The following is a 16,447-nucleotide window of genomic DNA, read 5'->3' on the forward strand; positions in this document are numbered from 1 at the left end:
TGAAATCTATTATAATCGGATACGCCGTCATTCAACCAATGGCTGGGTATCACCTGAACAATATGAACAACAATATTACCAAAACGAAAAAATGATAGAGGCGGGCACTGTCTAATATTTTGGCGAGGATCAATTTTTCGGTTAAAATTGCGACATAAAACTTACCGTCAGTTTCTCGGGATAGATGTAAAGCGTATGGTTTATAGCTCCATATTTTATCCCCTACTATGTTTTTATATTCTTCTTTACCATATTTTTGGGTTAATTCTTTATAAACTTTCTGCTCTATTTCTGCTGTGTATGTCATTTTTTTATAAACATTGAACACAACTAATTTGGTAGGGTTACGCTCTAAGTCATTTTCAAGTCAAATTGTTAATTTTTCGTCTTGATTGTTGGCATTTAAAGTTATTTCATAGTTTTTGATTGTGCCTTCGACTATCGATTTTTTTCCTATTTTTGATGGCGGTAATCGCATTTTCATTTCACTAATTTTTATGTCATTTTCAGAAAGGTGATATTTGTTTTTGAGTAATTCAACCAGTTCCAGTTCGGTTATTCCAAGCTTAACCCCTGCAAGTTCAAGATTTTCCGCCTGCTGTTTTGTTAAACCATCAGCCCAACAGGTTGGGATACAAAATAACAAAGTGAATAATAAAAAGTATTTTTTTAACATTGTTTAGTTTGAATAGTATATTGAATTATGAAGTTATCATTTTATTTTAATAAAATAATAAATTAGAAGCTAGCAAGTGAAAAAAATAAGTATGGTGCAAAAAGTAAGCAAAATAAATTCCTCAATCAAACTGATTATTTATACAAAAGAAATACTTAAGGAAAATTATTTTATCATAATATTTGCATTAGAATGCGCCGATAACGAAGCGAGGATAAGCTGACAAATATAAAAATCTTTCAATATGTTAAAATATTCTCCAGAAGCTTAATTGCTATAACTCATCCTCGCCAAAAAATTTCTTCAAAAAAATAGTTAGAGCTTTAACAAACAGCAATGCTCTCACTGATTTAAAAAATCAGCTTATTAAGTAACTAAAAATAAGAAACTAAATAAAATACTTGAATAAGTAGTAGATAGGATGTGATGCACTATAATTCTAAACACTGGCAAATCTATATCTTGAATCTTTTTAGAACATTTTCAAAATAATTTGAAGTTAGCACTAAATTACAACAAGATAATGCTATTGATTTAACACTTTAGTCTGATATTGATAATCATATTGCTTAATATTATATCATTAATATTTTAATTAATTATCTTATTAGATGATTAATAGTTATAAAATTTAAATGAATATAGTGTATTATTAATGCTATTTTTGTATGATTTTTATTGAGTTAAGAGGGTAATGTATATGTTTTTCAAAAAGTTTTGAAAAAAATCACCACCTGATATTAAAAACACACCAAAAGAGCAACAAAGCACACAAGATTATTTAAGTGCGATGATTCGAGATTTTTGGCAACAAGTAAAAAATTCTGAACAATCTCTTAATGAACTTGATATTTTAGATATAATGAAAAATATTAATAATCTATTAGATGAAAATCAGTTAGATGTCATTGCTGAAATTACTGTAGGGGATACTAAGAAACATAAAATTATTTTTACTGCGGATGGAAAAATTGAACGCTTCGAATATGTAATAGAAATTTTCCGACAGGCACCTGATCTTCAGTTTTTCGAAGTAGAAGCATTTCGTCAGCGCATTAATAATGTAGATACATTTGTTATAACATCTAAAGAGAGTTCTTTTTCATTAGGTGCAACTGATTTATTAATTCAATACAAAGAAAGTCGTCGTAAAATATCTATCGGTATTATGTTTGCTAAGACAGTCCCTGAAGAGATGATAAAACAGGCAGAAACGATGGCATTAATCTATCTCGATCATCTATTAGGTGAATATGATTTTGCTGTTAGAGTAGAAGCTGTTGAGTTTTTAAAGATAGATCAGAGTGCTACCACAATTCCTGCTAACCAATTTGTAACTATTTTTGATCGGTTATGGAAAGAAGATTTAAAACATACCGGTATATTTAATATTCAAGAAGATCAATGGATTGTATTTGAATTAACAGATCTTAAAATGTTAGTGCATCGTAATGAAGCGGCTAATTCTTTGTTAGGACATGAAAATTATTGTTATGCACTTAATGTTATAGTTGATGTTGATAGTAAAGAGACACTTTCACTTGTTTATGAATTAGAAGATGCTATTAATCTTGCTTTACGTGCTGATGAGAGGGGAATTCATTGCCAAAACAGTTTTAGTGAAGGTGTAAGAAATATGCTATGGTATGTAGGAAATAAACAGTCAGTACTCCAATTAGTTAAACAAATAACAAACCGATATAATACATTATCAGTTAAAATTGAATGTGAGTTCGATCCTTTTTGGTTACAGTACTTACGCTGGGTTGAGTGTTATCAAGCATAAAAAGTATCTATGATTAATGGATACTTTTTTGCACAATAACTATTGTAGCAGGGGATGTTGAGATACTATTCTAAATTTTGTGTATTTACCTGTTAAAGGTGACGGTTTATATGGTTACCAAATTCTGTAATAAATGGACTCAATGCATTTTCCCTGTTTTAGAGGACATAGCACATTTTTTAGAAGCTTGCTGTATTGCTGAAATAGATAACTTTTTAACCGATCGGTCGGGAAAACTTACTTTCATTAGGAAACCACAGCGTAAATGTTTTTCAGCTATATCGTTTAATACTAAATTAATCATCCAATCATCCAATCATCCAATCATCCAATAACTTAGGTTGATAATATTAAGAGCTCATGACAATTGGATTGATTTAGTGGCTTGTAGTTCTTTTGCCCATGTTTTTGTTCCTTGATGGGCATACATTCTTTTATGATTTCTTCCTGAAGCTGTGATTTTAAATTCAATTCGGCAATTATCTGTTTAAGTTTGTTATTTTCGGTCTCAAGTTCTTTTAAGCGTTTGATATCTGAACTTTCTACTCCACCGTATTTTTTCCGCTATTTATAAAAGTTAAATTACCCATATCATATTTTCGGCAGTGGTTATAGTATACTACCCATTTTTTAAACATAACCACCGCTTTCTATTCGCATTACACTCGGAATTATTGCATAATACAGAGCGTATAAACTATAAAAATTGAGTTAGGAATAATTATGGAACTTCTTTGTCCAGCGGGATCTTTACCATCATTAAAAGTGGCTATTGATAATGGGGCTGATGCTGTTTATATTGGTTTGAAAGACGATACCAATGCCCGTCATTTTGCTGGTTTAAATTTTAATGAAAAGCGATTGATTGAAGCTTCAGATTATGTACACAAACACGGCAAAAAATTGCATATTGCTATTAATACTTTTGCCCATCCAGAAAATTTTCAGCGTTGGCAATATGCGGTTGATACTGCGGCTAATATTGGTGCTGATGCTTTAATTATTGCCGATCTTGCTATGCTTGATTATGCGGCTGAAAAATACCCTAATCTTGAGCGTCATGTTTCTGTACAAGCGTCGTCGACCAATGAGGAGTCGATTAAGTTTTACTATAATAATTTTCAGGTACATCGCATTGTTTTGCCACGCGTACTTTCAATGCATCAAGTTAAACAGTTATCACAAGTGTCCCCCGTTCCACTCGAGGTGTTTGCTTTTGGTAGCTTGTGTATTATGGCCGAAGGTCGGTGCTATTTGTCATCTTATTTGACTGGCGAATCCCCTAATACCGTTGGCGCTTGTTCACCTGCCAAATTTGTTCGTTGGGAAGAGACCGAAAAAGGACTGGAATCAAGGCTGAATAATGTGTTAATTGATTGCCATAAAAAAGGCGAAAATGCAGGCTATCCAACGCTATGTAAAGGACGCTATTTTGTTGGTCAGGAGCTTTATCATCCTATCGAGGAGCCAACAAGTTTAAATACCATTGAGCTATTGCCTGAACTGTTTGCCGCAAATATTGCATCAGTCAAAATAGAAGGCCGTCAGCGTAGCCCTGCTTATGTTGAGCAAGTCACTAAAGTGTGGCGACAAGCCATCGATCGCTATAAAGCCAATCCGCAATCATTCCAAGCCGAACAACGCTGGATCGATACGCTTGGTTCGGTGTCAGAAGGCACACAAACAACATTAGGCGCTTATCACCGTAAATGGCAATAAGGTGTGAGTTAGCAATAGGTAATGTGCTAACAGTATCAACGTAAATCATTGAGAAAGATCTAACATAAATATAGTGAGCAAAACCATGAAATACGCATTAGGACCAGTGCTTTATTATTGGCCTAAAACTGAAACAGAAGCGTTTTATTACGCCGCTAAAGAGAGTCAAGCGGATATTATTTATATGGGCGAAACGGTTTGTACCAAGCGCCGTGAAATGAAAGTACCAAACTGGATTGAATTAGCAAAAGAGATCGCTAAATCCGGTAAACAGGTAGTGCTTTCTACATTAGCTTTACTTGAAGCACCATCAGAATTAAATGACTTACGGCAATTGGTTAATAATGGGGAGTTTTTAGTCGAAGCAAACGATTTAGCTGCCATTAATGTTGCGCATGAGCATAAATTACCCTTTGTTGCAGGTCCGGCTATTAACTGTTATAACGCTTTAACTCTAAAATTATTACAAAAACAAGGTATGGTTCGCTGGTGTATGCCGGTTGAGCTTTCTCGTGATTGGTTGAGTAATGTGCTTAAACAGTTTGAGAGTTTAAATATTGCACGAAATTTTGAAGTTGAATTGTTTAGTTATGGTTATTTACCTTTAGCTTATTCAGCTCGCTGTTTTACCGCAAGATCGGAAGATAAGCCTAAAGATAAATGCGAAACTTGTTGTATTAAGTATCCTGTTGGACGTGAGGTGTTTTCACAAGAACAACAGAAAGTATTTGTGTTAAACGGCATTCAGACTCAAAGCGGTTATTGTTACAATTTGGGAAATAATCTAAAAGAGATGAAAGGATTGGTTGATATCGTTAGAATTTCACCACTTGGTATTGAAACACTTGATATTATTAAGCAGTTTAAAGCTAACGAAGATGGATTAAATCCACTGCAAATTGAACATAACCGAGATTGTAATGGTTACTGGAATGGGATTGCCGGACTTGAACTTACCCAATAAGCATTTTCTGCCTGAACAGTTTCGGGCAAGTTTTCCTGCACTTAATAGTGAAAGCGTATATCTTGATTCGGCAGCAACAGCACTTAAACCGCTAGCAATGATTGATGCGACACTTGCGTATTATGCCCAGAATACTGCTACTGCAAAACGTAGTTTATACCAAGATGCTTTGCAAGTAACTGCAAAAATTGATAAGGCAAGACAAAATGTTGCCGATTTGGTTCACGCTAATAGTAGTGCTGAAATTATCTGGACACGAGGTGCAACCGAGTCAATTAACTTAATTGCGCAAAGCTATGCTCGATCGTTGTTACAACCCAACGATGAAATTATTGTGAGTGAATTAGAGCATCATAGTAATTTGTTACCTTGGTTGATTGTGGCTAAGCAAACGGGGGCTAAAGTCGTTAAGTGGTCGTCGGATGTTAATGAGTTATCGTCGTTAATGTCAGCTAAGACCAAGATTGTTGCAGTGACTCAAATGTCAAACGTCACTGGATTTTGCCCTGATTTAGCTACAATAAGCAACATTGTTCATCAATATGATGCGGTTTTAGTGGTGGATGGTGCGCAAGGTGTTGTTCATCATGCAATTAATGTTAACCAGTTAGATATCGATTTTTATGCCTTTTCTACCCATAAATTGTATGGTCCAACGGGGCTTGGCGTTTTATATGGTAAAAAGGCATTACTTGAGCTAATGTCGGTTTGGCATGGTGGCGGTAAAATGCTAAAAAGCGCTTCGTTTGATGATTTTATTCAAGAAGATCTTCCTTATAAATTTGAAGCTGGTACGCCTAATATTGCAGGTATTGTTGGTTTTAATTCCGTACTTGAGTGGTTAAAAAGTTGGGATAATAAGCAAGCTGAAAACTACACAAAACAGCTAGCTTATTATGCAAAATCACAACTAAACCAATTTGCCGATATTCAATTTTATAGTGTGGATGATAGCCCGATAATCACTTTTAATATCAATAATATTCATCATAATGATATTGCTATTTTGTTAAGTGAACAAAATATTGCCATCCGTACTGGTGAGCTTTGTGCCCAGCCTTTGATGAATAAATTAGGATGCCACGGAGCGGTTCGTGTTTCATTGATGCCATATAATAATCAGCAAGATGTGGATAAATTTATTTCAGTATTGCAAAATGTAATTGAAATATTAGTGTGATTTTATACTGAAACGTATAGTTTCCTGAAACTTTTTTACAAACATTTAACCGTAAATAGGTCAATATTATGCTATCACAGCAAAGCTTAGCCGAATTATTCGCAAAGCAACATAATTGGCAAGATCGTTATCGACAGTTAGTGATGTTAGCAAAGCAATTGCCTGATTTTCCTGAAGAGCAAAAGACAGCGCAAAATCAAGTCAATGGCTGCGAAAACCGAGTTTGGTTGACTTATCAAAAACAGACAGATGATACCTATGTTTTTAGTGGTGATAGTGAAGGTCGAATAGTGAAAGGATTATTGGCAATCTTAATTATTGTTGCTAATAATAAAACAGCGCAAGAAATTGCAACGCTCGATTTTCAATCCTTATTAAGCCAACTGAAAATTTCTGATGAGTTAAGCCAATCTCGTTTGCAAGGGGTTACTAAATTAATTGAGCGTATTAAATCAGTTGTATAAAAAAGGGGGCTAATCGCCCCCCCTGTCTTTTGTATAGTCACTATTTAATCTTCAGTATACGTATATAGTGTGATAACTTTTTTTACACCACGGACTTTACTTGCAATTTCGGCTGCTGCTTTACCTTCTTCTGATGTAACAATACCAATTAAGAAAACTTCGCTATTTTCAGTTACTACTTTAATCTTGCGAGCTTTTGTTTTGGCATCTAAAACTAACTGAGATTTAACTTGAGTCGTTATCCAAGTATCATTGGTAATAGTCCCTGCACCAACAGGCTCTCCAATACGAATCTGATTATAGACTTTTTTTACCCCTTCAACTTGGTAAGCAAGACTTTCAGCTTTTTCAACTTGTTCATTATTTGCTTGTCCAGTTAACAGAATATTACCACCATAAGCACTAGTAACAATACGAGAACCAATAAAAAATGGTCCATTATTTTTTATTTTCATGCTCATGCGTGAACTAAGTGTTGTATCATCAACTTGAGTACCCGCAGTACGAGGATCGGTTGCAACTTTTGCCGTAGCCCCTGCACCAATTCCTATAAAGGCAGCAACGCAGCCTTGTAATGTTAATGCGCAAGAAATTAACATTACTATTAAGCTAACTTTTTTCACTATAACTCCTTATGATTTATTACTCTGTAATAATCAAATTTCAATAAATTGTTTGTATTATGCCTTGTAGATATTGATTTGCAAATAATTTTATGATTTATGCTAGCTTATAGCAGTATTTATATTTTATTAAACTTAACCACACCATAGATTTCTGTTTGAATTTCAATTGTTATTTTAGTGTAAAATCTGCTATCTTTTGATAATAAATAAAATAAATTAGATGATTGGAATACAAATATGAATCAAGATTGTGTCGATTGGCTATATGGTTTATCTGCACCAATGGTTGTAATAAACATAGAAAATGGAGCAAGTTATACTTCGCCATTTTTTTATCCAGATCGAGATTTTGTTGATATGAAAGAGAGTTGGGGGATTGATTCCCGTGAAACTTTACTTAACTGTGTGTTCGACATGGTTGATGATGGGCACGCTTCAGCATTGTCTAAATATTATTTGATGTATTCTCGACTTTCCGAATTTGATTGGTGTGACCATTATCAAGAACAAGATGACTATCAAAAAGTTTTGCTTGATTTTGTCAAACAAACCTTTCCTGTGTGCGGTACTGCAGGTATCCGTAGTTGGGATTATGCTCGAATGGGATATATCTTACGAAATGGTATCACTAATAAATATATCACCGAACAAGAGGCCTTATGGGTTTTTTCTCGAATAGGACTCCGTTGTCAATATTATTATAGAAACTGGCACCATTACTTTTCAGGCTGGTTTGTTGGCTATCAATATTGGATATCACTCAATAGCAAAGAAGACTTAGAAACATTACGTTGCGAATTGACTCGAGCATCACGCGCTCATACCATGGCAAATTTACATGAAGATAAAGATGCCCCACATAATCGTTTATCTTGGTATATAGATATTGAAGAACTAGAAAAACCTGAGTCACTAATGGAGTATGATTGGTCATGAATGAAAATATTTGGCAACTGTTAGGCATTGAAAAAACAACCGATCAAGCGGCTATTCGTCAAGCATATCGAGCACAATTACCTTCATATCATCCTGAAACTGATCCCGATGGTTTTAAAGCATTACGCGAAGCCTATGAGTCAGCAATAAAATATGCACAATCGCCCGAAACAATGGCCGATGAACCTAAGTCTGAATCAGAACAACAACAAGAAGTATCAGTATCTTTAACAGAAAAACAGCTTAAAGCCAATGAAATTTGTGAGGCTTATCAAACATTATTAGATGATCCTCGACGCTGTTTTAATGTTAACGAGTGGCAAAAATTTATTGGTTCATTTTATGACTACTCAATGGCAGTTATTGATTCTGTAAAATGGCGATTGTTAGAAATAAGTTATGAATCAAAAAATATATCAGAGTCATGTGTCAAACTATTAGCCGATAGTTTACGTTGGCGGCAACTGCTAATGATTCAATTTACCGATGATTTTGAAAAGTATGATAATTATTTAAATCATATTGATCGTGGTGATTTGTTCAATTACACCTATTTACCGACAACAAGTAAAACACTGCAAAATGTAACTATCGATTATATGTACTATACTAGGTGGTTATTTTGGGAGCGTAGATCTGAGGATATTTATGCATTCTTATCACAAGATACGGTCATTTATCTTCCTGATGATAAAAATTTGATGCTTAAATTTTCCTATTGGCATTGTATAGCTAATATAAAAAATCAAGCTATTTTGGATTACGCTTTAAAATGTATTTCCCAAAATGATCAAGATGAAAATATCATTATCGAATGGAAATATATTGCCGCTATTCAATATACGCTACTTGATAATAAGCAAGAGTCCTTACAATCTTGGCTAGATCTTTATAGTTCTGGTCATTATCAAGATAAAGCAGCCAGCTGGATAGCTGGTTGGTGTGAATATTATAATAAAGATTATTTCCCATTATTAATCATGGCCCTTAATAATTCTTACTGTATTGATATAGATAACACTGAAAATTATTTAAATGCAATACCTCAGCTAACAGCAACAACTGTTTCACGATTGGCGGAACTTGAGGCTAGTGATTATTCCCCTGAAATAGCCAATTTTATTGATTGGGCGTTAAATGTAAATTGGAATTATAGACAAGTTTTATCCATGCTGTTACTTGATGACGGTACCAATCGATTGTATCGCTTATATCGCCATGCCATCATGCTTCGCCACGGTAATGAAAGATTATTGCAAGAAATCCTTGATGAACGCAGCGATGATCCATTTGAACAATTTATTTTGCAAAATTTACAAAGGCAAGCACGACAAAACCTAACATGGTTATCAGAGCTACCGCCCGTACAAGAGTTTAAAGCTTGGCTATATGATAGTGATGAAAATGCGCCTATTCCAGCTAAATTTGATCCTAATTCTGAAGATAATCATTGTTTGTATTGTCGTTTGTGGCTAGATAGGCTTGATTATTTGCCTTATGTTGCCATGTTTCACCTTTATAATAATTTAGAGTATTCATATATGGAAATGTATGATTGGGTAGCTTTTCTTACAATACGAATACCTTACAAATTACCAGCTCCTCCAGATGCTTCTATCTGTTCAAGTAATAAAAATGCCTATTGGCAATGGTATCGTAATTGTTTATTAGTTATATCAATTGCCAGTCAACCCTTTGCAACGGCCAAATATCTTCAAACTGAAAATAATACATTTCAACTACCGGATGATAATTTGCTATCCCCTCTTATTAATATTTTTAAACAAGGAAACTGGCAAAATGAAACAGAGTTATATAATCTGATTAACAATGACAGTAAGTTAATTGATTGCATTTTAATAAATTATCCAAATTCAATTGAATCGTATATTGATGATACACCTGATAGCATTGATTTTAAAGAAATTGAGCAAAAACTTGAACAAGTATGGCAAACTAAATTAGCGAAACAAAACCCTCTCTACTTGATGATTTTATACACCATAGTATTTAATAAGCCCGATCAAAAAACAAAATTAAATACAATGTTACAAGATATTACTGGCGATAATAAAGAGTTAATAAAAGTATCAACAGTTCTACAAAAAAATTGGGAGTCATTATCATCTGATGATAAAATAAAATACAATTACACCGAACTAGTTGATGAAATAGTGACCATTGCTAAACGTTTATCTAACTCTTACGGTATATGTGATGAAGACGACCTTACAATGCTAGACGAGTTCAAAAATACCAGCGACAATGATTTAGTCTTACGGCTTTGTGCAGCATCACTTATAGCAAAAAATGCCGAAAATCAAAAAAAACTGAATTCACAGGCATTACCTAAAAATAAATGGTGGCAGTTTTGGCGTTGGAATGGACGAACAAATCTAAAAGGTTTAATTACACAATTACTTTGTAATTTTGTACTTTTAGGATTAATGTCCATACTTAGCAATTATTTTGAGCTAAATAGTCCAATCTTTTCTAAGATTGGTTGTTTTATTATTGCAGCTAACACGATTTTTGCTATAAAGAGACGCCTAAATGACAGTTATAAAGGACAACCTTTATTCTTTTACTACTTTTACTACTCTTTAATATCAATATTGGTTATTCCTTGGACTTTTTGGCCATTTAGGCTTCCAGGAATTAAACAAACCAATCGTTTTGGACCACCAGTAGAAGAAATTACCAAGGAAAAAGAAAAGTAAACGACAAGTAAGCTCCCCTTTTTTATCTAGGCTATACTTGGCTAAAGGAAGGGGAGAGGATATTTTTAAAAATTAGATCTTTTATCGATTAAGATCTTTTAAGTTTAACTCAATTTCACAACGAATTTCGTTAATTTCTTCAGAATTTTGTCTATTTAGTACTTCCATAAAAACTTCGATATATGATCCAATTAATAGTCGTTCATCACCCAATGATTGTGCCCATGCACGTTCTAGCCTTGCTAATAAAGTACGATTCGGCATTTCGTCGCGAGGGTGAATTTTAAGTGCTTTCAAGCGATCATGACTGTCTTGTTTTTGTTTGTCTGTTAATCCAATTGGACTATGATCAATTACTTTGCCATGTTGCTTACCAGTTTCAAGCAAAACCACATCAACTTCTAATAAGCCATTTAGATCATAACTAAAGCGGACATCAATTCCTTGTGTTCTTTCCATTGGTGTTAAAGGCACTTCAAACTCATCAATTAAAACATTATTTTCAACGCGTGGATTTTCACCTTGATAAACCGAAATACATATCGCTTTTTGCTGAGGGTGCGTTGTGTAAAATGTTTTTACTTTCGAAGTTGGTACAATGGTATTACGTTCAATAATGGGTGAAAATAATCCACTGACATTATTTGAACAACTTTCAATCCCTAGTGTATAAGGGCACACATCAGTAAGAATGACTTCTTCAACATCGGCATTTCGCAATCGACAAGCTGCTTGAACTGCGGCACCTTGTGCAACGATCGTTGTCGGATTTATGTGGCGATAGGGTAATTTACCAAATAATTTGGTTACCAGCTCTCGTACCACTCCCAATTGTGATGAACCACCCACTAATACAATATGTTCAAGTTGATTAGGTTTTAATCGGGCATCACTTAATGCCTGTTCAATTGGTGCTCGTAAGCGATTAAGTAATGGTAACCATAGTGTTTTAGCTCGGCTTTCGTTTAAGGAAAATTGCCACTGCTTATCTTGCCAAACCCAAGTTAAGGTGTGTGATTGTTCACCGTTTAATTTACATTTTAGTTGTTCGGCTAAATCTAATAAGCGAGCATAATCATCGGTCGGAATATCTTGTTGTTTAAGATTCCATTCACTTAAGCAAACTTTAACAAGCTCTTGAGTAAAATCTTCACCACCTAAATAGTTATCACCAGCAGAAGCATGCACTTCAATAATGGGCATTGAATATTCAAGCACTGTTACATCAAACGTACCACCACCTAAATCAAATACTAAAGTATTACCCGATTGATCTTCATGTAATCCGTATGCCATAGCGGCTGCTGTTGGTTCATTGATTAAGCGTACAGCATTTAATCCAGCTAACTCGGCAGCAAAGCGAGTTTGCTTGCGTTGTTCATCATTAAAATAAGCAGGAACAGAAATGACAACATCACGAACTTCTTGGTTTAAAAAAGCCTCTGCATCTGCTTTCAATGATTTTAAAATTATGGCTGAAAGTTCAGTTGGCGTAAATTTTTTGTCACCTAATTCGAAAACTTTATTTGAACCTAAAAAGCGTTTAAATGCTGCTGCACTGCGATTTGGATGAGTGGTTAAACGAGACAATGCCGCATGTCCGACTAAAATAGAATCGTCTTCATCAACACTAACTACAGATGGTGTAACAACTTCACCAATTGAGTTAGGAATGAGGACAGTTTTACCATCTTGCCAAACACAAATTAAACTGTTTGTAGTGCCTAAATCAATACCGATTGGATAATGCATAAACTCTCTAAATAATATAATAATTTCCTATTGTTTAGATTATATACTAGCGATCACCAGAATTGCAAAAATGATACTAAAGATTAGTAAAATAGGTTTATCTATTATCTTTAAATATAATTATTTTATTCGTTAATTTTTGTAATTTGGCTAACAAGTTTACCTTTTTTCAGCTTTGTTACGATAATGTCACCCACCGTGACTTGTTCAGAGCGACGAACCACTGTGTTGTTTTGGTCGGTGGTAACTGAATAACCTCGTTCGAGAGTAGCTAGCGGACTAACGTTGTTAAGTTGAGAGGTTTGTAAAACAAATTGATGTTGTGATTTTATTAACTTTTGTTTAATTAAATTAATTAATTGTTGCTGTTTTTGCCAAGTAAGTTGCCCTAAATAGGTAATATTATTTTGTGGAGATACTCGTAATAGTCTTTTATCGAGTGAATTATGGCGATTTGATAGTCTGAGAAAATATTGCTGAATATTTTCAGATAATGAATGGCGATAAGCTAAAAGTTGATTTAATTGTTTTTCTAGCTTTGTTTGTGGATGTTGAGTCTGTAATTGGTGTCGCCATTTATTGAGTTTTTCTCGGCATTGCATTAAATAATAATCCATTGCCATGGTTAAATGCTGCTGTTGAACTTGTAAACGCTTTACTTGTTGTAAACTGTCTCGACTAACAAGCTCGGCTGCCGCAGATGGGGTTGCCGCTCTAACATCAGCCACAAAATCGGCAATCGTAAAATCAATCTCATGCCCAACCGCACTCACAATAGGTATTTGACTAGCAAAAATAGCTCTGGCTACCACTTCTTCATTAAATGACCATAAGTCTTCAAGCGAGCCGCCACCTCGTCCAACAATTAATACATCACATTCTTGACGAATGTTGGCAATGTGAATCATGTTAGCGATTTGCCCTGCTGCCTCATTACCCTGTACTTGCGTTGGGTAAATAATTAAATGCAAACTTGGATCTCGGCGTTTTAATATCTGACAAATATCATGCAATGCCGCACCCGTTGATGAAGTGATAATTCCAACTGTGCGAATGTTTTCTGGTAATGGTTGTTTATTGGTAGAATCAAATAGACCTTCCTCAGACAGCTTTTGTTTTAGTTGCTCAAATTTTTGCTGTAATAATCCCGTACCTGCTGCTTGGATTTTATCAATAACCAGTTGGTATTCACCACGTGTCTCATATAGTGTCACTGTGGCCCTAACTAAAACTTGTTGCCCATTTTGTGGGGTAAAACCCGCACGAAAATTGCTATTGCGAAACATAGCACAGCGTACTTGTGCACTATCGTCTTTTAACGAAAAATACCAATGACCTGATGATGGACGTGAAAAGTTTGATATTTCACCTATTAACCAGATCTGGCCAATAGCATCACAAAGCAATTCTTTAACCATTTGATTAAGATCTTTCACTGATAAAATTGAATTGTTTTGCATGCTATTATCCTTATTACAACTATATTATAACTATAAAGGTTTATACTAAATCAAATTGAGCCCAAATTGGTGCATGATCAGATGGTTTTATCATTGCACGAATATCATAATCAATACCCGTTTGTTTACAATAAGTCATCATTTTTTGACTAGCTAATATTAAATCAATTCTTAACCCATTATGGGTTTCAAAACCTTTAGTACGATAATCAAACCAAGAATACTCAAGTTCAGTTGGGTGAGCATTGCGGTAAGTATCAATAAAACCGAGAGACATTAAGTTGTTTATCCATTTTCGTTCTTCCGGTAAAAATGAACATTTTCCTGTACGAAGCCATCGTTTACGGCTATCTTCGGAAATGCCTATATCTAAATCGGTTGGGCAAATATTCATATCGCCCATGACTAAAGTTAGTTGATTATTTAATTGACGATCTTGTAAATACTGTATTAAATCATTATAAAATTTACGTTTAGCAGGGTATTTAATTTCATGATGTAAACTTTCACCTTGAGGAAAATAACCATTAATTATTGTTAAATTACCTTGACTAGTAGGTAACTCAATTATGATCAAACGACATTGAGCATCATCACTATCGTTTGGAAAGCCACATTGCACAGACAAAGGTTGTTGCTTGGTTAACAACGCTACTCCATAATGCCCTTTTTGTCCGTGATAATGTAAGTGATAACCAAACTGTGCTAATTCATCAATGGGAAACTGATCGTTATGAACTTTAGTTTCTTGTAAACCAATAATATCTGGCTGGTGTGTCTCAATAATTGCTGATAATTGATGAATTCGAGCGCGAAGGCTATTAATATTAAACGAGATAACTTTCATAATAAATTTATTATATTTAATTCCATGTTATAAACTAAATACGCATCGTAACAAAAATACGTTATACTGTTAAGCTATTACAATAAAAACCACCATTTGTGATAAAGGGAATCACTAAATATGTCTACGGAATTACTTGCCTTGCGCGATAAAATCGATGAAGTCGATAAATCCATTTTATCTTTAATTACAAAGCGATTAGCATTAGTTGCCGAAGTTGGCGAAGTAAAAAGCAAACATGGCATTCCGATTTATGATCCCAATCGTGAAGCGGATATGTTAGCTAAAAGGCGACATGAAGCTGAAAAAGTAGGTATATCCCCCAATTTAATAGAAGATATTTTACGTCGTTTAATGCGTGAGTCTTATATTAGCGAAAATGATAAAGGTTTTAAAAAAGTCTATAGTGGTCAAGGATCAATAGTGATTGTTGGTGGTAATGGGCAAATGGGACGATTGTTTGCTCGTTTATTTACCCTATCTGGCTATCAGGTTAAAACATTAGGCTCCAAAACTATGCATCAAGCAGCCGAAGTGGTTACTGATGCAGTGGCTGTTATCGTGACAGTACCTATTAACAAAACCTGTGAAGTCATTAAACAACTACCACCATTACCCAAAGATTGTATTTTAACGGATTTTACATCCATAAAAGCCAAGCCTCTCCAGGCAATGCTTGATAAACATCAAGGACCTGTAGTCGGTTTACACCCAATGTTTGGTCCAGATGTACCAAATTTAGCCAAACAAATTATTGTTTATTGTGAAGGACGATATCCAGATAAATACCAATGGCTAATTGAACAAATGCGTATTTGGGGTGCCAATTTATGTGTGATTAATGCCAAGGAGCATGACAAATGCATGTCATTCATCCAAGCATTACGCCATTTCACTTCGTTCTCATATGGTGTCAATTTGCAACGAGAACAGGCCGATTTAGAGCAATTGATCGCACTTTCTTCGCCAATTTATCGCCTTGAATTGATGATGGTTGGGCGCTTATTTGCTCAAGATCCTGAGCTTTATGCCGATATCATCATGGCGTCAGATGATAATATTGAATTAATCAAACGCTACTATGAACGCTTTGGGCAAATGGTCGAACTTATTGAACAACGTGACAAAACTAAATTTATTAAAAGTTTTAACGAAGTTACGCAATGGTTTGGTAGTTATGCCGAACGTTTTATTAAAGAGAGCCAAGGATTATTAAAATTTGCCAATGACAATCGAGAGTAGTTTTATATTAAAAGGTATACTTTCTTAAAAGTTTTTCACAAATTAAAATATACTTTTTATTAAAAGATAGTTGTT

14 protein-coding genes are annotated in these 16,447 nt (G+C 34.4%); 8 read left to right on the forward strand and 6 right to left on the reverse strand.

Annotated features, from left to right (window positions below; translation table 11 throughout):
• Positions 1–367: 367 nt before the first annotated feature.
• Positions 368–676, reverse strand: a complete 309-nt coding sequence (locus A9G32_RS12245; protein ID WP_065590575.1) for a hypothetical protein — start codon at positions 674–676, stop codon at positions 368–370.
• 790 nt (positions 677–1,466) lie between these two features.
• Between A9G32_RS12245 and A9G32_RS12250 the strand changes: the two genes are divergently transcribed.
• Positions 1,467–2,462, forward strand: a complete 996-nt coding sequence (locus A9G32_RS12250) for a DUF695 domain-containing protein (protein WP_065590576.1) — start codon at positions 1,467–1,469, stop codon at positions 2,460–2,462.
• Between the two features lie 139 nt (positions 2,463–2,601).
• Here the strand turns inward: A9G32_RS12250 and A9G32_RS13140 are convergent, their stop codons facing one another.
• Positions 2,602–2,766, reverse strand: a complete 165-nt coding sequence (locus A9G32_RS13140) for a hypothetical protein (protein ID WP_176701357.1) — start codon at positions 2,764–2,766, stop codon at positions 2,602–2,604.
• 419 nt (positions 2,767–3,185) lie between these two features.
• Between A9G32_RS13140 and ubiU the strand changes: the two genes are divergently transcribed.
• The 4 genes from ubiU to csdE all read left to right on the forward strand — a co-directional run bounded on the left by ubiU (position 3,186) and on the right by csdE (position 6,789).
• Positions 3,186–4,181, forward strand: a complete 996-nt coding sequence (gene ubiU, locus A9G32_RS12255) for a ubiquinone anaerobic biosynthesis protein UbiU (protein WP_065590577.1) — start codon at positions 3,186–3,188, stop codon at positions 4,179–4,181.
• Between the two features lie 85 nt (positions 4,182–4,266).
• On the forward strand, positions 4,267–5,145 hold the full coding sequence (locus A9G32_RS12260; protein WP_065590578.1) for a U32 family peptidase: 879 nt from the start codon (positions 4,267–4,269) through the stop codon (positions 5,143–5,145).
• Complete coding sequence (gene csdA / locus A9G32_RS12265; protein ID WP_255306816.1) at positions 5,102–6,325, forward strand: cysteine desulfurase CsdA; 1,224 nt, start codon at positions 5,102–5,104, stop codon at positions 6,323–6,325. The genes A9G32_RS12260 and csdA overlap by 44 nt, the downstream gene beginning before the upstream one ends.
• Positions 6,326–6,393: 68 nt before the next feature.
• Entirely contained in the window at positions 6,394–6,789 is a 396-nt protein-coding gene (gene csdE / locus A9G32_RS12270) for a cysteine desulfurase sulfur acceptor subunit CsdE (protein WP_065590580.1), read from the forward strand.
• 44 nt (positions 6,790–6,833) lie between these two features.
• Here csdE and dolP read toward each other — a convergent pair whose 3' ends face one another.
• The gene (gene dolP, locus A9G32_RS12275) at positions 6,834–7,412 is read right to left on the reverse strand and encodes a division/outer membrane stress-associated lipid-binding lipoprotein (RefSeq protein ID WP_141672755.1); all 579 of its coding nucleotides are present in this window, start codon (positions 7,410–7,412) and stop codon (positions 6,834–6,836) included.
• A 240-nt stretch (positions 7,413–7,652) separates the two neighbouring features.
• On the opposite strand from dolP, the gene A9G32_RS12280 reads away from it, so the two are divergent.
• Both A9G32_RS12280 and A9G32_RS12285 read left to right on the forward strand, forming a co-directional pair.
• The gene (locus A9G32_RS12280) at positions 7,653–8,351 is read left to right on the forward strand and encodes a DUF1266 domain-containing protein (protein ID WP_065590581.1); all 699 of its coding nucleotides are present in this window, start codon (positions 7,653–7,655) and stop codon (positions 8,349–8,351) included.
• On the forward strand, positions 8,348–11,071 hold the full coding sequence (locus tag A9G32_RS12285; protein ID WP_065590582.1) for a hypothetical protein: 2,724 nt from the start codon (positions 8,348–8,350) through the stop codon (positions 11,069–11,071). Before A9G32_RS12280 ends, A9G32_RS12285 begins: the two co-directional genes overlap by 4 nt.
• An 81-nt stretch (positions 11,072–11,152) precedes the next feature.
• Here the strand turns inward: A9G32_RS12285 and A9G32_RS12290 are convergent, their stop codons facing one another.
• From A9G32_RS12290 to xthA, 3 genes are all read right to left on the reverse strand, one after another.
• Positions 11,153–12,823 (reverse strand): molecular chaperone HscC, encoded by a 1,671-nt coding sequence (locus A9G32_RS12290; protein ID WP_065590583.1) that lies wholly within the window; start codon positions 12,821–12,823, stop codon positions 11,153–11,155.
• A 125-nt stretch (positions 12,824–12,948) separates the two neighbouring features.
• The gene (xseA, locus tag A9G32_RS12295; RefSeq protein ID WP_065590584.1) at positions 12,949–14,283 is read right to left on the reverse strand and encodes an exodeoxyribonuclease VII large subunit; all 1,335 of its coding nucleotides are present in this window, start codon (positions 14,281–14,283) and stop codon (positions 12,949–12,951) included.
• Positions 14,284–14,323: 40 nt separating this feature from the next.
• Entirely contained in the window at positions 14,324–15,130 is an 807-nt protein-coding gene (gene xthA / locus A9G32_RS12300) for an exodeoxyribonuclease III (protein WP_065590585.1), read from the reverse strand.
• 120 nt (positions 15,131–15,250) lie between these two features.
• On the opposite strand from xthA, the gene tyrA reads away from it, so the two are divergent.
• The gene (gene tyrA, locus A9G32_RS12305; protein ID WP_065590586.1) at positions 15,251–16,372 is read left to right on the forward strand and encodes a bifunctional chorismate mutase/prephenate dehydrogenase; all 1,122 of its coding nucleotides are present in this window, start codon (positions 15,251–15,253) and stop codon (positions 16,370–16,372) included.
• Positions 16,373–16,447: the final 75 nt, after the last annotated feature.

The organism is Gilliamella sp. Gris3-2 (genome assembly GCF_001690345.1).
Classification (GTDB): Bacteria; Pseudomonadota; Gammaproteobacteria; order Enterobacterales; family Orbaceae; genus Gilliamella; species Gilliamella bombi.